This window comes from Methanospirillum hungatei JF-1 (assembly GCF_000013445.1).
In the GTDB taxonomy this organism is placed as follows: Archaea; Halobacteriota; Methanomicrobia; order Methanomicrobiales; family Methanospirillaceae; genus Methanospirillum; species Methanospirillum hungatei.
In genome coordinates this window covers 2,577,827-2,596,494 of record NC_007796.1, presented here as the reverse complement: position 1 = coordinate 2,596,494, position 18,668 = coordinate 2,577,827, and the positions used below count along the sequence as shown (strand labels likewise).

23 protein-coding genes and 2 tRNA genes are annotated in these 18,668 nt (G+C 49.4%); 11 read left to right on the top strand and 14 right to left on the bottom strand.

The window, feature by feature from the left end:
• Positions 1 to 29: 29 nt before the first annotated feature.
• The 4 genes from MHUN_RS12185 to MHUN_RS12170 all read right to left on the bottom strand — a co-directional run bounded on the left by MHUN_RS12185 (position 30) and on the right by MHUN_RS12170 (position 781).
• Positions 30 to 102: transfer RNA gene (locus MHUN_RS12185), tRNA-Ile, on the bottom strand.
• A gap of 11 nt (positions 103 to 113) precedes the next feature.
• A tRNA-Asn gene (locus MHUN_RS12180) sits at positions 114 to 186 on the bottom strand.
• Between the two features lie 65 nt (positions 187 to 251).
• Positions 252 to 536, bottom strand: coding sequence for a hypothetical protein (locus MHUN_RS12175; protein WP_011449303.1), 285 nt, complete (start codon positions 534 to 536; stop codon positions 252 to 254).
• 17 nt (positions 537 to 553) lie between these two features.
• Positions 554 to 781: a hypothetical protein gene (locus MHUN_RS12170; RefSeq protein ID WP_048067499.1), complete on the bottom strand. Its 228-nt coding sequence runs from the start codon at positions 779 to 781 to the stop codon at positions 554 to 556.
• Positions 782 to 840: 59 nt separating this feature from the next.
• Here MHUN_RS12170 and MHUN_RS12165 point away from each other — a divergent pair, with 59 nt between their 5' ends.
• From MHUN_RS12165 to MHUN_RS12145, 5 genes are read left to right on the top strand one after another with little or no spacing between them, the layout of a single operon-like run.
• The gene (locus tag MHUN_RS12165) at positions 841 to 1,971 is read left to right on the top strand and encodes a M24 family metallopeptidase (RefSeq protein ID WP_011449302.1); all 1,131 of its coding nucleotides are present in this window, start codon (positions 841 to 843) and stop codon (positions 1,969 to 1,971) included.
• Positions 1,968 to 2,843, top strand: a complete 876-nt coding sequence (map, locus tag MHUN_RS12160) for a type II methionyl aminopeptidase (RefSeq protein WP_011449301.1) — start codon at positions 1,968 to 1,970, stop codon at positions 2,841 to 2,843. Before MHUN_RS12165 ends, map begins: the two co-directional genes overlap by 4 nt.
• Before the next feature lie 44 nt (positions 2,844 to 2,887).
• Complete coding sequence (locus MHUN_RS12155; RefSeq protein WP_011449300.1) at positions 2,888 to 4,165, top strand: ATP-binding protein; 1,278 nt, start codon at positions 2,888 to 2,890, stop codon at positions 4,163 to 4,165.
• Positions 4,165 to 4,887, top strand: a complete 723-nt coding sequence (locus MHUN_RS12150; protein WP_011449299.1) for an MBL fold metallo-hydrolase — start codon at positions 4,165 to 4,167, stop codon at positions 4,885 to 4,887. Before MHUN_RS12155 ends, MHUN_RS12150 begins: the two co-directional genes overlap by 1 nt.
• A 50-nt stretch (positions 4,888 to 4,937) precedes the next feature.
• The gene (locus tag MHUN_RS12145; protein ID WP_011449298.1) at positions 4,938 to 5,216 is read left to right on the top strand and encodes a DNA-directed RNA polymerase subunit L; all 279 of its coding nucleotides are present in this window, start codon (positions 4,938 to 4,940) and stop codon (positions 5,214 to 5,216) included.
• Between the two features lie 2 nt (positions 5,217 to 5,218).
• Here MHUN_RS12145 and MHUN_RS12140 read toward each other — a convergent pair whose 3' ends face one another.
• Complete coding sequence (locus tag MHUN_RS12140; RefSeq protein WP_011449297.1) at positions 5,219 to 5,830, bottom strand: translation initiation factor IF-2 subunit beta; 612 nt, start codon at positions 5,828 to 5,830, stop codon at positions 5,219 to 5,221.
• A 180-nt stretch (positions 5,831 to 6,010) separates the two neighbouring features.
• Between MHUN_RS12140 and mptA the strand changes: the two genes are divergently transcribed.
• Complete coding sequence (gene mptA, locus MHUN_RS12135) at positions 6,011 to 6,997, top strand: GTP cyclohydrolase MptA (protein ID WP_011449296.1); 987 nt, start codon at positions 6,011 to 6,013, stop codon at positions 6,995 to 6,997.
• On the opposite strand, the gene MHUN_RS12130 is transcribed toward mptA, so the two are convergent.
• A complete protein-coding gene (locus MHUN_RS12130; protein ID WP_011449295.1) occupies positions 6,990 to 7,514 on the bottom strand; it encodes a HepT-like ribonuclease domain-containing protein in 525 nt (174 codons plus the stop codon). The genes mptA and MHUN_RS12130 overlap by 8 nt on opposite strands.
• A gap of 545 nt (positions 7,515 to 8,059) precedes the next feature.
• Between MHUN_RS12130 and frhA the strand changes: the two genes are divergently transcribed.
• From frhA to frhB, 4 genes are read left to right on the top strand one after another with little or no spacing between them, the layout of a single operon-like run.
• Positions 8,060 to 9,427: a coenzyme F420 hydrogenase subunit alpha gene (gene frhA / locus MHUN_RS12125; RefSeq protein ID WP_048068020.1), complete on the top strand. Its 1,368-nt coding sequence runs from the start codon at positions 8,060 to 8,062 to the stop codon at positions 9,425 to 9,427.
• Positions 9,428 to 9,440: 13 nt separating this feature from the next.
• Positions 9,441 to 9,992: a coenzyme F420-reducing hydrogenase, FrhD protein gene (gene frhD, locus MHUN_RS12120; RefSeq protein WP_011449293.1), complete on the top strand. Its 552-nt coding sequence runs from the start codon at positions 9,441 to 9,443 to the stop codon at positions 9,990 to 9,992.
• On the top strand, positions 9,907 to 10,821 hold the full coding sequence (gene frhG, locus MHUN_RS12115) for a coenzyme F420 hydrogenase subunit gamma (RefSeq protein WP_083758462.1): 915 nt from the start codon (positions 9,907 to 9,909) through the stop codon (positions 10,819 to 10,821). The genes frhD and frhG overlap by 86 nt, the downstream gene beginning before the upstream one ends.
• A 2-nt stretch (positions 10,822 to 10,823) precedes the next feature.
• Positions 10,824 to 11,690 (top strand): coenzyme F420 hydrogenase subunit beta, encoded by an 867-nt coding sequence (gene frhB, locus MHUN_RS12110; protein WP_011449291.1) that lies wholly within the window; start codon positions 10,824 to 10,826, stop codon positions 11,688 to 11,690.
• A 51-nt stretch (positions 11,691 to 11,741) separates the two neighbouring features.
• Here frhB and MHUN_RS20050 read toward each other — a convergent pair whose 3' ends face one another.
• The 5 genes from MHUN_RS20050 to MHUN_RS12095 form a co-directional block, all read right to left on the bottom strand.
• A complete protein-coding gene (locus MHUN_RS20050) occupies positions 11,742 to 11,921 on the bottom strand; it encodes a HepT-like ribonuclease domain-containing protein (RefSeq protein WP_083758461.1) in 180 nt (59 codons plus the stop codon).
• Positions 11,922 to 11,953: 32 nt separating this feature from the next.
• Positions 11,954 to 12,511, bottom strand: a complete 558-nt coding sequence (locus MHUN_RS12105; RefSeq protein ID WP_011449290.1) for a hypothetical protein — start codon at positions 12,509 to 12,511, stop codon at positions 11,954 to 11,956.
• 157 nt (positions 12,512 to 12,668) lie between these two features.
• On the bottom strand, positions 12,669 to 14,231 hold the full coding sequence (locus tag MHUN_RS12100; protein ID WP_011449289.1) for a sodium:solute symporter family protein: 1,563 nt from the start codon (positions 14,229 to 14,231) through the stop codon (positions 12,669 to 12,671).
• Positions 14,221 to 14,352 carry a symporter small accessory protein gene (locus MHUN_RS19760; protein ID WP_275039184.1) on the bottom strand — a complete coding sequence of 44 codons (132 nt, stop codon included), beginning with the start codon at positions 14,350 to 14,352 and terminating at the stop codon, positions 14,221 to 14,223. The genes MHUN_RS12100 and MHUN_RS19760 overlap by 11 nt, the downstream gene beginning before the upstream one ends.
• A 213-nt stretch (positions 14,353 to 14,565) precedes the next feature.
• Positions 14,566 to 15,411, bottom strand: a complete 846-nt coding sequence (locus MHUN_RS12095) for a CARDB domain-containing protein (protein WP_048067497.1) — start codon at positions 15,409 to 15,411, stop codon at positions 14,566 to 14,568.
• 108 nt (positions 15,412 to 15,519) lie between these two features.
• Between MHUN_RS12095 and gpmA the strand changes: the two genes are divergently transcribed.
• Complete coding sequence (gene gpmA / locus MHUN_RS12090) at positions 15,520 to 16,266, top strand: 2,3-diphosphoglycerate-dependent phosphoglycerate mutase (RefSeq protein ID WP_011449287.1); 747 nt, start codon at positions 15,520 to 15,522, stop codon at positions 16,264 to 16,266.
• Between the two features lie 6 nt (positions 16,267 to 16,272).
• On the opposite strand, the gene pdxT is transcribed toward gpmA, so the two are convergent.
• From pdxT to cbiB, 3 genes are read right to left on the bottom strand one after another with little or no spacing between them, the layout of a single operon-like run.
• A complete protein-coding gene (gene pdxT / locus MHUN_RS12085; protein ID WP_011449286.1) occupies positions 16,273 to 16,863 on the bottom strand; it encodes a pyridoxal 5'-phosphate synthase glutaminase subunit PdxT in 591 nt (196 codons plus the stop codon).
• Entirely contained in the window at positions 16,853 to 17,749 is an 897-nt protein-coding gene (gene pdxS / locus MHUN_RS12080) for a pyridoxal 5'-phosphate synthase lyase subunit PdxS (RefSeq protein WP_011449285.1), read from the bottom strand. Before pdxS ends, pdxT begins: the two co-directional genes overlap by 11 nt.
• The gene (gene cbiB, locus MHUN_RS12075; protein WP_011449284.1) at positions 17,746 to 18,666 is read right to left on the bottom strand and encodes an adenosylcobinamide-phosphate synthase CbiB; all 921 of its coding nucleotides are present in this window, start codon (positions 18,664 to 18,666) and stop codon (positions 17,746 to 17,748) included. Before cbiB ends, pdxS begins: the two co-directional genes overlap by 4 nt.
• Positions 18,667 to 18,668: the final 2 nt, after the last annotated feature.

Sequence of the window (18,668 nt, the reverse complement as noted above, 5' to 3'; positions counted from 1 at the left end):
AATCATCTCTACTTAAAAAATACAGGTCATGGGCCTGATGCGATTCGAACGCATGACCGCCCGGTTATGAGCCGGGCGCTCTCACCGCTAAGCTACAGGCCCAAAAAATGAGACGCCGCCAACAGGACTCGAACCTGTGACAAACTGGTTAACAGCCAGTCACTCTACCAACTGAGTTATGGCGGCTCAGATGTGCTCTAATACGTGTGATGTAATTATTAATAAATGTTGAGGTGGCCGGACAAAGGTGATCAGGGCTGCTTCATCATGCTGACAATCCGGATTATCTCGTCAATATCTTCATTCAGATGCATGAACATCTCTTCTGCTTTTGGGGTCACTATAGCTCCGGCACTTGAGGCGCGAATGTACCCGCTGCTCTCAAGAACTCTGAGGGAATACCGGATCCGGTGCTGAGGGACGTTTAGAAGTTCGGATAATTTGATGATTCCGATGGGCTGATGATCTGCAACAGCCCTGAGAACCTCGATATGACGTGATGCAAGGCTGATATCTTCCTGGATCTTCTCAAGCATCGGTTCTTCTGCCCCTTTTATGCATGCTCACTCAGCCAGGCTTTTGTTTTGTGATAATTGCGTGTGAAGATTACAGTGAGAATTACTGCCAGTATAAGGCTGATCACTGCTCCAGGGACTTTGTATGCCTCTGGAAAGAGAAACAATGCAATCGGTACCAGTGCAAAAAACAGGATCACTCCGTTCAGTATGACGGTAAGGTGCCAGAATCGCCATCTGAACTGCTCTTTCGAAGCATCATCCATTATAAATACATCACGTTTCGCGTAAAAGTACTTGTGGTCTGACTCAAAACCTGTATGAGATGGACAGCCTGGATGACCTGATCCGGAATGCCGGCGCAGCCGTATATTGTCTGTATGCATCATCGGAGAATGCAGCAATGCGGCACATGACCCGGTTTGTAACCCATGATCCGGTCACAATACTAAAAAGACCTGATAATCCCCCTCTTATGATTGTTCCTCTCATGGAAGCCGACCGGGCCCAGAGAGAATCTCCTGCAGAAATCCTTACCCGACAACAGGCAGGGTATCTTGAGATTTTTGAGTATGAGAAAGATCCCTGGAAGATCCAGGCAGAGATGATCCGCCGTCTTTCCGAGGGTCCGTACCTTGTCCCTCCGGATTTTCCAACCGCCCTTACCCGTGCTCTTGAGCCCTATAATACGGTCATTGTAGATTCCTCATCAGGACTTTCCGCTCATCGCGCCATAAAGACTCCTGAAGAGATTGGATGGATCACCAATGCACAACGGGCTGCAGAGGCTGCGATGGATAGAGCAGTCAGCATGATACGGCATGCAGATGTCAAGTCAGGAATGCTCTGGTATGAGGATGCTCCACTCACATCTGACCTGGTCAGGTATGAAATGAACAAGATTATGCTTGCCTATGACTGCACCGCACAGGATACCATTGTGGCATGTGGCCTGGAGACGGCGATGCCCCATTGCACAGGAAGCGGAGTACTCAAAGCACATGAACCGATTGTGATCGATGTCTTTCCCTGTGATAACAAAACTGGGTACCACGCAGATATGACCCGGACAGTCAGCAGAGGAGAACCGTCCGGAAAGGTGACTGAACTCTATGAAACGGTTCGGGATGCCCTGCTCATGAGTGAGAATATGGTACAGGAAGGGGCGAGTGGAGCAGCATGTTACCAGGCAGTGCGTGACTTTTTTGCAGAACTTGGATATCAGTCTGATACCGAAGGATTCATTCACAGTCTTGGTCATGGTGTCGGCCTGGAGATCCATGAGCAGCCGTCCCTTTCCGGGACTGGTGGAGATTTGCGGGCAGGGCATGTCATCACGCTTGAACCTGGTCTCTATTACCGTGACACGGGTGGTGTCCGGATAGAAAACCTGGGAGTTGTGGAAAAGACCGGTTTTTCAAGAATTACGAATTATCCTCTGGAGATGGTCTTGTGAAAGAAGAGATATTTGACCGGTATATGCAGGCAGGAGCAGCTGCAAAGAAAATCCTGTGTGAAGGAGCAGAGCGGATACGGGTTGGTGCCTCGCTCCTTGAAGTAGCAGAATTTGTTGAGAACTCCATTCTGGATGAGGGTTTTGGTATTGCCTTTCCGGTAAACATCTCCCTCAATGAGGCGGCAGCTCATGACACTCCTTCGCCTGATGATACCCGGACCTTTGCAAAGGGGGATATGGTAAAACTGGATCTCGGTGTCCATCTTGATGGATATATCGCTGACACGGCCTGTACGGTAGATCTCGGGGATCAGCCGCTCCTGTGTGAGGCCTCAATTGCTGCGCGTGATGCTGCCATCGCAGCGGTACGGCCAGGTGTTGCGATCGGAACCCTTGGTACCATAGTTGCACATGAGATTAAGAGCCGCGGATTTTTGCCGGTTGCAAACCTTACCGGTCATGGATTAGATCAATACTGCCTGCATAAAGGCCCGAATGTTCCCAATATTCCGGGATCTGGTGGTGCGGTACTTGAAGAAGGAATGGTCCTTGCAATCGAACCCTTTGCATCCACCGGTACCGGTTTTGTGCATGATGGCAGGAGAGAAGAGATCTTTTCCCAGCAGATACGTCGTCCGGTCAGGCTCCCTGCTGCCCGCAAGATCTTACAGGAAATTGAGAGCCGGAATGGGATGCCATTTGCCAGAAGGCATGTTCATGTGAAATCAGCAGATCTTGCCCTCTCCCGTCTGATACATGATGGCATCATCAGATCATATCCGGTTCTGTCTGATGTTCCCGGCTCTTATGTGTCGCAGGCTGAACACACCATGATCGTAACCGGCGATGCTTGTATCGTTACCACTGCATGATAGCGATTCTTCTGTGATGAAAACGTAGTATAAGGATTATCGAAATGACCCGTGATGAGGAGATCCTGGACCTGATAGAACTGCTCCTGACTGCTGAGGTTTATAATCAGTATTCTAACCTGAGCGTCAACGATCTGACTCCGGTTGCCCGTGAAGTCTATGGGATCCATTCTATGGACGGTGAACGCACTCCGGTTGTCGTTGCCGAGAGTGCCCTGCAGCGAGTGCTTGGTATTCCTGATGCGCACCTCAGGCTGGATAAGCATCCTCTCACGTTATACGAAGAGTTCGGACACCGGCTTCGGATAACCTCACTTCCTGCCGGTCTGACCTGGTTTTTGAAGAATGGCGGGCGGGCCCGGATAGAGAAAAACCCTGCCCTTGCCTGGTTTGCCCGGGAGCAGGATCCCTCATTCAGTATCACATATGAAGAGGTCAGGGACAGAAACCCCCGGTTTGAGGACAGCAGGATCTATCTGGATCGGCGGATCTCCCGGATGCTTGCCGAGGATGACAAGCTCAGATCAGGTCTTGATCTTATCATTATCAGTGCACCGGAGGAGGTGGAGCAGACGATTGACGACATCATCTGCTCTGTTGATCAGCTCAGCCGGATTGTCAAACTAAAGGTTGCGCTTGAACACCTTGAGTTCCTGAAAAGCCGGCGGGTCTATGAGATTGGAAAACTGCTCTTTATCGGACCACCGGGTACTGGGAAGACCTCACTAGCCTTTGCCCTGACACGAGTGCTTCATATGCCGATTCTTGAAGTCCGGCTCTCTATGGTTACATCCCAGTATCTGGGAGAGACATCAAAGAATATTGACCGGATCTTTGATGTGGCGCGCTTGTTATCTCCCTGTATTCTCTTCATCGACGAATTTGATTTCCTTGCCAAGAGTCGGGTCGGGGATGACCACGGGGCTATGAAGCGGGCGGTGAATGCGCTCCTGAAGAATATTGATAGGATCAGCCTGATTAGAAACAGAGTCCTCCTTATCGGTGCAACCAATCACCCCCAGCTTCTTGATGAGGCAGCATGGCGGCGGTTTGATGAAGTCATCCCCTTTGATCTGCCAGACCTTCCGACCCGTGAGTTAATCCTTCGCCGCCTGCTTACTGAATCAGAAACCCATGTTGACATCGCACAGGTTGCAGAGCAGACCGAAGGGTTTTCAGGTGCAGACCTGAAGATGCTGGTCCGTGAGGCGATCCTCTCTGCGCTTACCGACGGCCGTACAGAGCTCACCCGTGATGACATCATCAAGGGGGAACTCCTGATAAAAACCAGAGATGAGCATAAAGCCAGGAACTGGATCTGATGGAAATCCGAATCCTGGGCTCCGGGGATGCCGTAGGGACACCGCATGTCGGGTGTCATTGTAAAAACTGTACCTATGCACGAGAGGCAGGAATCGAGCGGCTTCGGACATCTCTTCTGATAACGAATGAAGACCGTCACCTCATCATCGATACAACACCTGACTTGAGGCGGCAGCTCTTACAGGCCGGATCACCGAAGATTGATGCGGTCATCTGGACCCATGGGCATTATGATCATTTCATGGGTTTTGGTGATTTTTACCGGGTCCAACGTATCCCCCCGGTATATGGTGCTCCTGAGGTCCTTGCGTCATGCAGCCCTGTCTTTCACTTTCTTATCAGGGAAGAGCGGCCGGTTGAGGTGTACACACCTTTTATCACCTGCGGGCTTGAGGTTACGCTGGTCAGGGTTGAGCACCCGAATATCTACACCACAGGGGTCATAATATCAGATGGCAGGACCAGAATCGGCTATACGTCCGATACCAATGAACTTATCCCGCCAAAGTCCAGGGATCTGCTACGGGGCGTGGATATGCTCTTCATTGACGGTCTCTTTACCGACTCATATAAGAAGGTTGAAAAGCATCTGAACTACGAAGAGGCAATACGGCTTGCGAAAGAACTGAAGGTGAAGGATTTCCGTATTGTGCATATGAGTCATATCATTCCGTTTGATGCACCTGGACAGGGTCATGACGGAGAGGTATTCACCCTTTAATCTGTTTATGCGCTCTACCTTTATCTGATCTGAACTCTAACAAAGTACAAATGAATATTACGGTTCTCGAACTCGGTGAGGATAAGGTCAGGATTTCTCTTGCCGGCCAGGGACATACATTCATGAACGCATTAAAGACCGAGATTCTTACTGATCCTACGGTTGATGTTGCAAATTATGTCATTGAATTTCAGTTTTCAGACCCGGTCCTGACCGTTACTACTCACAATAAGGCCGACCCGGTAAAACCAGTCCTGGATGCATGCAGGCGCCTGTCCGGCCAGTGCGAGGAACTTTTATCCTCGCTTGAACAATCAGCAAAAAAGTAGATTCAGGGTTTTTCTGTAAAGATAATAGACCCTGATATCTTTGCTATTCTTACTTTTACCTTCTGGCCCGGACGACCCCCGGCAACGTACACGATATATTTCCCGACTTTAGCCACTCCGTCCCCACGCCGGGACGTGGATTCGATGTTGACCTCGATGATATTGCCCTGTTCAAGACCGGAGGATCCGGATTCAACCTTGGACTTCCTCTTCCTGACCGGGCGGTGACTTCCACATGCCTCACATTTGAGCATGAGAATACGGTCATCTTTATAGAGCCTGGTATCAGGTTTCCCACATTCGGAACATATGACATAATCATCGACATAGCTGCGGATCATCGGGGAGAAGAGTGAATCTTCAAATTTTCCATTGAAAATTGCACGTGACCCGTCGATCTTTCCTGCTGTACCAAGTTCCCCAAGCAGGTATTTCATCAGGTGATCAGAATCGCGCCGAAGAGCACTGACAATGTCTGAGAAGTTCTCAAGGATGGTGGTTTTCCCCTCAATTATTGATTTGGGTTCAGGGTATGACCAGCGTTCTCCATCCTCTGACGGTTCTGTCACCTCCTCGTATGCCTTATTCAGAAGGGTCTCGTATGATTCGACCATGCATTCATAATTTCTTTCACAACCGCAATTAAATATCCCTTGTTTTTATGGATGAGATGGTATGGTGCACCTGCGGCTGTGGGTATAGCGTACGAGAAAATCAGAATCCCAACTGAAAAGTTTTAGTATAATTCGGATCCCACTTATGGGAACCACTCAATATTTTTCTCCGAGGGCGCAATGTCTCTGCTAAAAACATCTGAAAGGGGTTTTTCCCGTGAACTGCCTGATGTGCAGTCCACTCTTCCTGATGTCAGGATTAACCTGACCAGGGTAGGTGTAAAGAATGTAAAAAAACTGGTCGAAGTTACCAGACCAGGGAAACGTCCGGTTATCTTCATCTCCAACTTTGATATCTTTGTAGATCTCCCCGGAAGTCTCAAAGGAGCAAACCTTTCCAGAAATTTTGAGGTTATCGACGAGGTTTTACAATCTGCGATAGAAGGAGAAGTAAAAGAGATTGAGCAGCTCTGCTCCCGTGTTGCACGGCGGCTTTTAGATAAGCATGAGTATGCAGACCGGACCGAAGTGCAGATGCGGTCTGAGTTCATGGTCGCCGGAGAAACTCCGGTCACCGGAACACTCTGCCAGGAGGTAGTCAAGGTGTTTGCCAGTGCGATTGCACAGAGGACATTTAAAGACCCTATCGTCAGGAAGAGCATCGGTGCTGAGGTTACGGGTATGACTGCGTGTCCGTGTGCCCAGAATATTATGCAGGAACGGGCACGGGAGGTTATGGAAAACCTGGATATTGCTAAGGATAAGATAGAATCATTCTTCAAAGAAGTTCCCATGGCTACGCATAATCAGCGGGGGAGAGGGTTCCTCTCTATCGAGACCGATGATGAGAGTCATGTAAAACTAGAGAAGATCATTATGATTCTCAAGCAGTCTATGTCTACGCCGATATTTGAACTCTTAAAGCGTGGTGATGAGGGTCATGTGGTTCTTTCGGCTCATAAGAACCCGCGGTTTGTCGAGGACTGTGTCAGAGAGATGGCACGCCGGGTCCATGCAGAGTTTGGCGATCTTCCCGGTGATTCCGTGGTTACCATTGCACAGGATAATGAAGAGAGTATTCACCAGCATGATGCGTTTGCAGAACGGCAGGCAACTATTGCCGAGCTTGCGGATGAGATCAATGGTGAAAATCTTGATGTCAGCTAAAATACCAGAGGAGCACGAGAACCAGCAGGATAAGTGCAGTTCCGGCAATAATTACCATGCCCTTTTTTACACGATCATGAGAGGCTAGCTCCTGCTCCATGATGCTGACGAACTCAGAACAGACTGGCATCGTCTGCCAGACTTTTTCAATGTCATCTCTTGTTACTTCATAAAAGTGATGCGAGACCTGATTACGGAAATTGACAAGGTCTATCATCTGCTGACGCATCTCCCATGAGATCACCCCGTGATCATGGAGTCGTTTAAAGAAAACCTTGTTTTTCACCTGCTCTTCGGAGCTGATATATCCCCGGATAAGGCTGACTTCACGTGCCAGATCCATAAGACGGTTTGTCAAAGCAAAAAGGACCATGGTACGTGCATAAAAATCCCTCCTGTCCTGGTCAAACCGCTCCTTCCTTCTGAAGATACTTTCGGCATCTTCCTGGTAGTGCCTGATGTCACAGAGTATGGACTGGCAGGCAGTGGATCGAAAAAGACAGGTTCCGTGAGGCATGTCCAATGACTCATGTACGTGTCTTTTTTCCGGAATATATCGATTGCTATAGGTTTAATCAGGGGTATGTATGAGCGCGAAGCAGTATTCTTCATCAGTTTTGTTTAAAAGCGACTAATTTCAGTCTTTTTTTAAAAAACCGAAACCATTACAAAAGGCACTCGGAAAATTTACCGATTGATTGAGTAACACAAAAATGTTTTTTTTCAAAGAGAATGAGTGCCTGTATTTGGATTCAATAAAGTCTTTATTTGCTCTAAAACCCTCTAAATTATAAGATATTTATAGTCTAATTGCTGGGGTGGAGAACGAACTCAGGCAGCTCTGTATCATACTGATTGTGAAAAAATGTATGTTCGTATTAATCCTTTCTGGATATCAGCCCACAATCGTGACATGATTTCCTTTCAAATGGCAAATTAGATATATCTTATAGCCAAATGCCATTTGTCGTACAATGGTACGGTCATACCCTCAGATCTCCTGAGGGCTCTTGATATGAGTTGTACAGCATTGCGAACAAACAAATATCAAAGGCGATTCTCTTGTCCAAAGTAGTAGAAGTTTCCCCAACCACACGACATGAAGGACACTCCAAGCTTGTCCTTAAAGTCAACGATGCGGGAATAATTGAGCGTGGAGATTGGCTGAGTATCACTCCGGTAAGAGGTATTGAGAAACTGTGTGTAGGGAAGACCATGCACCAGGCACCCAAGATCTCATCCCGTGTTTGTGGTATCTGTCCAATCGCCCACACTCTCGCAGGCGTCGGCGCTATGGAAGCATCGATCGGTTGTGAAATCCCACAGGATGCATATCTGCTCAGAACAATCCTTCAGTGTGCAAACAGGCTGCACAGCCATGCACTTCACAATATTCTGAGTCTGCCGGATATGTACATTCCAGGAACAGACACCAAGATCAACCCGTTCACTCCGGAAGAGCCAGTCAGAACCGTTGCAAAGCGGATCCAGCGGCTTCGTGAGATCGGGCAGACAGTAGGTGAGATTGTCGGTGGAGAAGCCATTCACCCAGGAAACCCCCGGGTCGGTGGTATGTATTACAACATCTCCCCACAGGCAAAACAGAAGATCTATGATCTTGCCAAGGAGGCCCTTCCCCTTGCCATCGCCCAGATGGACTTCATGATTGCAGTCTTCAAAAACTGGGAGAACCGTGGCACCGTTACTGTCGGAAAGACCGAAGTCGAGATTCCGGAGAAGTTCGGATGGCATGACCAGGGTTACATGGCAGTAGACCCTGTCTTCGACAGTTCAAGTCTTGACTTTGAACCGAAGTGGGATCCAGACCGGTGGACCGATGTCTCACCATATAACTGGTACCAGGGAGAACTCGAAGTAAGCCTTGAAGATGCAGACTACCCGGTCGGTGGAACCACCAAGGTCGGAACCAAGACCTGGCCACAGATGCAGGCCTGTACTTCAGTCCCGCTCTATGACGGTCAGCCGGTCGAAGTCGGTCCCCGTGCCCGTCTGGTCCAGTTCAAGAATTATGACCGCAAGGGTGCAATGGGTCTGCAGATTGCACGGCAGATGGAGTACCCGGACTGTCTGTACACCATGATCGAAGCCTGTGATGCACTTGACTGCAATGGTTCAGTACTTGCAGACGAGATCCCACAGGGTGACGGCAGCCTTGGATGGAACGCCAACGAAGCACCACGTGGTTGTGATGTTCACCTTGCCCGCGTCAAGGATGGAAAAGTTCAGGAGTACACCCTTCTTGTTCCGACCACATGGAACTTCCCGACCTGCAGTCGGGCTCTCGAGGGAGCACCATGGCAGCTTGCCGAGGTCATCATGCGTGCATATGACCCCTGTGTGTCCTGCGCTACCCACATGCTGGTAGTTGACGAGAGCAAGAAGATTGTCGCCCAGAAGCTTGTCCAGTGAGAGTGCCCTGCGCATGCTGTTCCAGGAGATCGTAATCTGCGGGTGCGGAAACCCGCTCTTTGCGGATGATGGGTTTGGACCGGCCGTAGTCGAGGAACTCCAGAAACTCGACCTGCCCGAGAATGTAAAGGTAATAGATGCCGGCCTTGGTGGTCCGCATTTCCTCTTTACCCTTCTTGCGCAATCGGATGAACCGGTCAAACACCTTTTCATCATAGATATTGCTGATTTCGGAGGAAAACCTGGAGAGATTGCAATCATCAGCCCTGATGATCTGCCACCGGGAAAATACCGGGATGCTCATTCCTGGGATTTAACCGAACCCATTCACCAGCTGAAAAACCGGGTGAAGATTGATATCATCGGGTGTCAGCCGAAGCGGGTTTCTGAACCAGAATTTGAGATAGGACTCTCCGAAGAGGTAACAGAAGCGATCCCAAGGACAGTACAGCTCGTGCTGAAAATGATTGGGGTAAATCATGGGACTACTATCATTGATCTTCGGGAAAAAGGAGAAGAAGGGACCTGCTCCGAAATCGCAGGAACCTACGGCTCCAGTATCTAAACCGATTGCGAAAGAAGAACCAAAGAAGGAGGAAAGGCCTGTGGCTAACAAAATAACAGTCGGACATGTACACATGAGTGGGTGTACAGGATGTCTTGTCTCCCTCGCCGACAACTACGAGGGGTTATTCACCATCCTTGACAATTACGCTGACCTCGTATATTGTTTAACTCTTGCCGATGCACGTCACATTCCAAAGATGGATGTTGCACTGGTTGAGGGGTCAGTCTGTCTGCAGGATGAACTGTCAGTAGAAGAGATTAAAGAAACCCGTGAGAAAGCAGCAGTTGTTGTTGCTCTCGGTGGCTGTGCTGCATATGGAAATATCACCCGGTTCTGCCGTGGTGGACAGTGGAACCAGCCACAGCATGAGGGATTTGTCCCAATCGGTGATGTCATCGATGTGGATGTGTATATCCCCGGCTGTGCTCCATGCCCGCAGCAGATCAGAAATGTCTGTGTCATGGCATACCTGCTCCTGAAGGGAACTCCCGAGCAGCAGGCACTTGCAAAAGCATACCTTGCACCGCTCATGGCACTTGCCAGTGAGGGAAGCAAGGCAACTTCAAGTGAGGCATGTGGCTGTGACATCATGACCAAGGTTATTAACCAGGGTCTGTGTATGGGCTGTGGTACCTGTGCCACGTCCTGTCCGGTCTTCGCCATCACCATGGAAGAAGGCAAGCCTAACATCCAGCGTGATATGTGTATCAAGTGTGGAGCCTGCTATGCAGCCTGCCCACGTGCATTCTTCAGCTTTGATGTTGTGAACCAGTACGAAAACATCCTTGGTATTATTGATGGTGCCATGAACCCGGGAGGGAACTAATCATGGATTATCTTGGCAAATATAAATCCGCAGTCGCTGCCCGCAGCACCAGTGCAGAAGTTCTGCGCTGCTCCCAGGATGGCGGGATTGTCACCTCAATGTTCCTCTACGCTCTTGAAGAGGGTATCATTGATGGTGCAATCGTTGCAGGCCAGGGAGAGAAGCCATGGCAGCCAAAGCCGATTGTGGCAACCACTCCAGAGGAGATCCTGTCTTCACGGGGAACCAGATACAATGTCTGTCCAAACATGTCTGTCCTGAAAGAGTCTGTACGCAAGTATGGTCTTGACAAGGTCGGTATTGTCGGAACTCCCTGTCAGATCCAGGCACTTCGAAAAGCACAACTCTACCCGGTCGGACTTCGTGATGTATGTGACAAGATTGCTCTTGCAATGGGTATTTTCTGTATGGAGAACTTCTCATACCAGAGCATGACTCAGATCGTGCAGGACCACTGCAATGTTGATCTGCACTCACTCAAGAAGACCGATATCGGGAAGGGGAAATACTGGGCATACACCAACCGTGGTGCAGTCTCCCAGATCCCGCTCAAACTCACTCACAAGTACGAACAGCCAGGCTGCCATGTCTGTCTTGACTACGTGGCAAACCTTGCTGATATCTCCACCGGTTCAGTCGGATCTCCTGACGGATGGTCCACTGTGTTTATCCGGAACAACAATGGAGAAAATATCTGGAACAAGGCAGTCGCCGCTGGTATCTTTGAGACCAAGCCGATTGAGAGCGTCAAGCCAGGTCTTGAACTCGTCACTAAGCTTGCAACCGAAAAGATCACCAAGAACCAGAAGGAGCTCGAACACCGTGCAACATTCGGTGTTAACAAGGGTCTCCGCAACCCCTATATCTAATTTTTTTCCTTCTTGGTTCGGATAATTATCTGAAAAAGAAATTAATTATCTTTAGGGTTTTAAAAGGTCGAGGATTTTTTTAGCATAATCCGCAATATCTATTCTCCAGTACTGGTGGACCAGACGATTTCTAAACCGAGCCATTTCACCCAGATGATGAGCCTCGTCTCTTTTTAGTACCCCATTTTCAGCTATGACGAGAAAGGTATCTGCATAATCTTCAGCACGTATTCGTCAGGGAAGGGGGAATACATATAAAAAAATTAGGAAAGAGGGAAATCACTCTCATCGACAGGTACCCGTGTATCGGGAGAACCTGTATTTTGATAGAGCGGGATGGTGCTCTCAGCCCATTTCCATTCAGCATAATCTATCTTCTCTCCATATGTGCTTGGGACATATGCATCAGGATCCCAGGTATCATCAACAACCCTTGCCGGGCGAAGTTTTTCTTCATGGATGAGACCAGTTTCGGCGGGGTTAAATACACCCGTCATCATGTAGTATTCCGGTTCGCTATGGAACCGCTTTTCAGCAACATTCCAGCCTCGACCGAGTGTATAATACACCTGGTATGACTCAGAGGGCAGTTTCAATACTCCGGTCTGGTGAGGAGCCAGGTATACTGCAAATGGTATCGGCCAGTTCATCTCTTTAAACACAACAACTGCTTCCTTATCATTTGCTGAGTTGTCAAGAGTGACCTGGTTTATTCCGTTCTTTGGGATGCTCCCGTATATTTTCGTAAGGTCTTCCCCAAACACGGGAATCATAAGAAATGACAGGATAATAAGCAGGGAAAGCCCTGGTCTGAAGTTCATCTTATAACCTCCTGAGTACCGGTGACGGAGTATTATTTTTCGAAGATGAAATCTTTTTCCTGATTTGTAAAATGAGCATTCTTTCTCTCTGAATATCATCGTTTTCTGGAAGGGAAAAAAATTTTGGTTTTATTTAAAACCGGAATTATTGCCCTCCTTATACCTGGCTTTTCACTCCCACGCTACGTTCACGAACCTGAAATGAAACCATGACGATGAGTGATATTGGGAGTGCAATAACCAGGGGATCGATAACGGTCCAGGGTGCACCCAGTATCGTTACTGATCCGGTCAGGAACTGGGAGATCCCAAGGGCCTTTGCTTCGGCGGTATGGATAAAAACCGTGTAAAAGAACCAGATGAACGCTCCTGATATCATACTGGCCATCGCCCCCGCCCGTGAAGGTCGTTTGGAATACACCCCTACTGCAAATGCCGGGAGAAATGCCGAGGCACACAGGCCCATGAACATCGCAGTTGCCCGGGCAATAATGCTCGCCGGCATGGCAAGAGCCAGAACAACACTCAGGATCATCATCACAATACATCCAATCTGGTTTGCCCGAAGTGACATGGCACATTTCTGTCCTCTGCCCCAGAGGTCACAGACAAGAGCGGTCCCCATGGTGTGATAGAGTGACGATAGGGTGGACATTGCCGCTGAAAGCAGGGTCAGCATAAAGATTATCACAAACAGGTCTGGCATGGCGGTATTGATATACAGGGGAATGACCGAGTCTACGTTCCCCCCTGCTGCATCAATGGCAATCTTTCCCATGTGCTGGTAAAAATAGACATTTGTCAATGCACCAACCGTAAATGCCACTCCGGTCATCATCAGGATGAATGGACCCCCGACCAGTACTGCCCGGTTTAATGCCCTGTTCTCCCGTGCGGTCATGAACCTGACGACGAGCTGGGGCTGGGCCAGGACACCGATACCAACACCAAGGACAAGCGTTGTTATCAGGGTGAACCAGATGGGTGAGCCTAGTTCAGGCATTGATGCCCACCCCGTCATTCCCTGCCCGGCAAGTGTCTCGGGAACCAGGTCAGACATGGCAGCGAGTGCCTTATGGCCTGCAGTCACGCCACCGACATATATGTAGGTCAGCACCAGAAGAATTGTCATCCCAATGAGCATGATCGCTCCCTGGAACGCATCGGTGTACATAACTGCAATAAGCCCGCCATAGATGACATAGAGAGCAACGATGACTGCAAATCCAATCAGGGCGGTGGTGTAGGAGATGCTTAAGGTCGTCTCAAGAAACCGTGCACCTCCTATCAGAACCGCAGCGGTATACAGCGGCATCCCCAGCAGGATGATAATACCACTGATGAACTGGAGTTTTGGGGTATTGAAGATCTTGCCCATAAGGTCAGGGAATGTAATCGCCCCGGTTTCTGCTCCCTTCTCCCGTGTCTTCTTTCCAAAGAGCACGAATGCCAGAAGAATCCCTACCCCTATATTAAAAACCGTCAGCCAGATAAGTCCCATACCAAGGTTTGCTGCAACCCCGCCAAACCCCACGATTGCTGATGTTGAGATGAACGTCGCACCATATGAGAGGGCGATGATCACCGGATGACTGTCCCGTCCGGCCAGCAGATAATCTTCTGCATGAATGGTTTTTTTGTATCCAAGGTATCCAAGCACCAAGGTGATTGCAACATACACCAGAACAAGGATGATCGTAACCGCCGGGTCAACTGCCATGATCGCGTCCTCCTTTGTTCCAGTTCAGAGCTCCGTAGATAACACAGGCTATGGCCAGGCCTATCGCGATTGCGTACCCCATCCAGATAGCAGGGTCTGTAATACCAAATACTGAGAACATGTTTATCGAACCTCCGGTAAACTGTCAGTGAATATCAATACCGGGGACCGGAAAGAGCCGGCCCCCTATCTAAACACGAAGAAAAAAGGAGCGAAGAATAAATTGCTGACGGAAGGTATCCACTGCTGACTCAATTTACCACTATAATGTATCACCTGGTTCAGTATAAAATATACGCTGGTGCATAGAGAGGATGTTGAAAAAAGGATGATATCAGGACTGGTCAGAAGAGTTCTGGTCCTGACTGATCATGACAATAGATGTAGTGGTGTTCATAAGAACAGGAGGAGCGATGGTCTGCGGCCCTCCGGCGATGATCCGGATCATCCCGTCACGGTACCAGTCATTGTTCGCTTCATCACGCTCCGGAACAAGATTGCCCGGATCCACATCCATGAGTACGCCGTACGTTCCTGCTACAATATCACGGGGGATGGTAAAAGTCCGGGTGGTGCTCGCCTGTCCGGTTGCCGGTACTGATCCCACCTCCCACGTGCCGAGAAGCAGTGGCTCAGTTGCCTGAACCGACCGGTTCGTCAGGTACATATCAACATAGAACATACCAGCATCAGTTCCTCCTCTGTTTTCCACCGCGGCAATAACCCGAATCTGATCCCCGGGTCCGGCACGAGAGGGGATGATGAGGCCGGATCCCACCAGGTCTGCATCACTGCCATCGGGGAGTGGATCCGCGATATGTATCGTTTTTTGCTGAACTTGTGTGGTATCTTTTCCCATGACCTCCCTGACAAAGTTATATGCACCATCGGCAAGGTCAAGGGGCAAAAGGAAAGTCTTTACGCTTGAATAATCCCCTCCTGAAGTTATCGACTCAAGATCTGCGGATCCAATCGGAACCCGCTTTGCATTCCCCTCACTTTCATTTACCAGATAATAGGAGATGGTCACCGGCCCAGTCTCATCATCTCCTGCATTTTTTACCACTTCAATCACCGTAAGCGAACCACCCGCATATCCGGTTTCACTCACGATCAATCCCTCTGATGTAATATTCACTGCAGCATGGGCCGGGAGCATAACGGCAAGGAACAGTATCATCAGTAGCCATCCGGTACGAATGGTCATAACTGATGATTGGAGAGCGTTCCCATAAAACCTTTCCAGATGAATTAACCGATTGTATCACCAACGTACAGATGATTTATTATGTATACACTGGTTCTGATTCGTCATGGAGAAAGTCTCTGGAACCGGGAGAACCGGTTTACCGGCTGGCGTGATATTGATCTCTCCCCCCAGGGCATTGATGAGGCACGGGCTGCAGGCAAAGCGCTCAGGGAGCAGGGTTTTGAGTTTGACCTTGCGTATACGTCAGTTCTGAAACGTGCCATCCGGACACTCTGGCTTATTCAGGAAGAGATGGACCTTATGTGGATTCCGGTGATCCGGACATGGCGCCTGAATGAGCGTCATTATGGGGCTCTGACCGGGCTGAATAAGATCGAGACGGTGGAGAAGTATGGTGAACAGCAGGTTCATATCTGGAGAAGAAGCTATGACATCCCTCCACCGGCCTATACTCCGGATAACCTCGATAATCCATCCTATCACCGCCGGTACCAGGAGATAAAGAGAAGCGATCTGCCGATGACCGAGTGTCTGAAGGATACGGTAGCACGGTTCATCCCGTACTGGAATGACGAGATCGCTCCGGTTATCAGATCAGGAAAGCGGGTTTTGATAACGGCTCACGGGAACAGCCTGCGGGCCCTGGTCAAACATCTTGACAATATATCAGATACTGACATCCCTGATCTGAATATCCCGACCGGTATACCATTGGTGTATGAACTGGATGACAACCTCAAACCGGTCAGATCCTATTATCTTGGCGATGAGGAGAAGGTAAAGGCCGCCATGGAAGCGGTGAAAAATCAGGGAAAAGCGAAGTAATTCTTTTTAGCCGAGCATATCTTTCAGGAAGTACTCATGCATCCGGAGGTCATGGCTGATCTCCGGGTGAAAGGAGAGGATGAGTTTCTTCCCTTTTTTTGCCGCCACGATCCCCTGTGGAATCTCTGCAAGGATGGTAACATCCGGCCCTGCTCTGGTGATCACCGGTGCCCTGATGAATATTGCATGAAACGGGGTATCAAATCCTGATATCTGAAGGTCCGCTTCAAAAGATTCGCGCTGCCTTCCGAATGCATTTCTGTTGACGGTGATATCGAGGAGGTCAAGAGGGGTAAACCTGGTTTCGTTGATAAGGTCCCGTGCAGACACAACCATGCCAGCACAGGTTGCAAAGATACCTCCCTTAAAATTCTGAATGATGTTTCTCATTCCGTTCTTTTCTATGAGCCGCATGATGGTTGTGGATTCACCACCTGGTATTGCAAGCGCCATCAGATCCAAAATCTGCTCCGCTTTTCGAACGGGAACAACCGGGATGTTCAGTCCCAGGTTCTGTATTGCCGACTCAAATGCCGAGATGTGTTCGGAAACATCTCCCTGGAGTGCCAGGACACCAACCGCAGCATTACCAGCCACGATTTGAGAGCACCTCTTCAGGTGGGAGGGCATGGATGTCAAGACCACGCATTGCATTGCCCAGCCCTTTGGAGACCTCAGCTATCACAGCAGGTTCATTGTAGTGGTTTACTGCCTCAACGATAGCTTTTGCCATGAGTTCAGGCTGTTCAGATTTGAAGATTCCTGAACCGACAAATACTCCGTCACTTCCAAGCTGCATCATGAGTGCTGCGTCTGCGGGTGTTGCTATGCCTCCTGCAGAGAAGTTAACAACCGGAATACGCTGACGCTTTGCGGTTTCAATTAAAAGATCAACAGGGGCTTCAAGTTCCCGTGCCCGTTTCACGAGTTCAATCTCTTCCATCCCTTTGAGTTTTCTGATCTCTGAGAGGATGGTCCGGTTATGCCGCACCGCTTCCACAACATTTCCTGTACCTGCTTCTCCCTTGGTACGGATCATGGCTGCTCCTTCGTTTATCCTGCGCAGTGCCTCACCAAGATTTCGTGCACCACAGACAAAGGGGACGGTGAATTTTGTCTTATCGATATGGTATTCTTCGTCAGCAGGGGTCAGGACCTCTGATTCGTCGATCATGTCAACACCCAGTGCCTCAAGCACCTGTGCTTCAACGAAATGACCAATCCGAGCTTTTGCCATGACCGGGATGGAGACCGCGTCCATGATCTCGATTATCTTTTTTGGGTCTGCCATCCGGGCAACACCGCCCGCTGCTCTGATATCGGCAGGAACACGCTCAAGTGCCATAACCGCAACTGCTCCTGCGTCTTCTGCAATACCGGCCTGTTCGGCAGATACCACATCCATTATTACGCCCCCTTTTTGCATGGACGCAAATCCCCGTTTAATAAGTTCGGTGCCGAACCGGAGGTCTTCAAGTATCATATTCCGTATATGTTGGGCACACCGTCCAATAATACTAGTGCGATACCGGTAAACAAACAAAAAAGGAGGGTTGAAAGACGAACCGTCCGGATTATCGAGGGACCAGCCTCCCGAAGGGTCTTAATCTCCTCTCCTATCCGGTACATCCCGGGTTTTTCAAAGAGTATCCCCTCCCCTCCGGCTATCAGGGACATAGGGATGCCTCCGTTAAATCCTGGTCTCTTTTTCCGGTCACGAATGAAGATTGCGTAAGCTGGTTTGATTCTTCCCTTCATAGCATACATGATGAAAAGCAGAAGGCCGCATATTCGTGCAGGAATGAAGGAGAAGATATCATCCATTCTGGCTGCACACCATCCCAGGTCTTTTCGCTCATCAGTATACCCCAGCATGGCATCCATGGTATTGATCGCCCGGTACATCGCAGCACCTGGCAGGCCAAGGATGAGAAACCAGAAGAGGGGAGCGATGATGCTGTCATTGAGATTTTCTGCAACTGACTCATAGGCGGCAGAGAGGATCTGCTCCTCGGTCAGTACTGACGTATCCCTGGATACCAAAAGAGAGGCCTGGTGTGCCCGTTCCTGCTTGGATGCTGCCTGTGCAACCGCCCTGGCATGCTCTTCAAGTGCTCTCCAGGCAAAGCAGATTTTGAGGAGAAACGGGCCGGCTATCAGGTATACATACCATGGTGCAGCCATCTGGAAGAGAGCAAAAGGCATAGTGAAGAGAATTACAGTCCCAAGCCACCCGATAACACCAATAAACCGGTGAAATGGCTTCGGATATTGTTCCGGTCTTCCCCACCAGCCAATTACCTGGCCGATCAGGGCCACCGGATGGAGGGTGGTCTTGGGATCACCGCACACCCGGTCGATCAGGAGTGCAAAAAAAAGGACAGGTAGTTGGATTATCATCT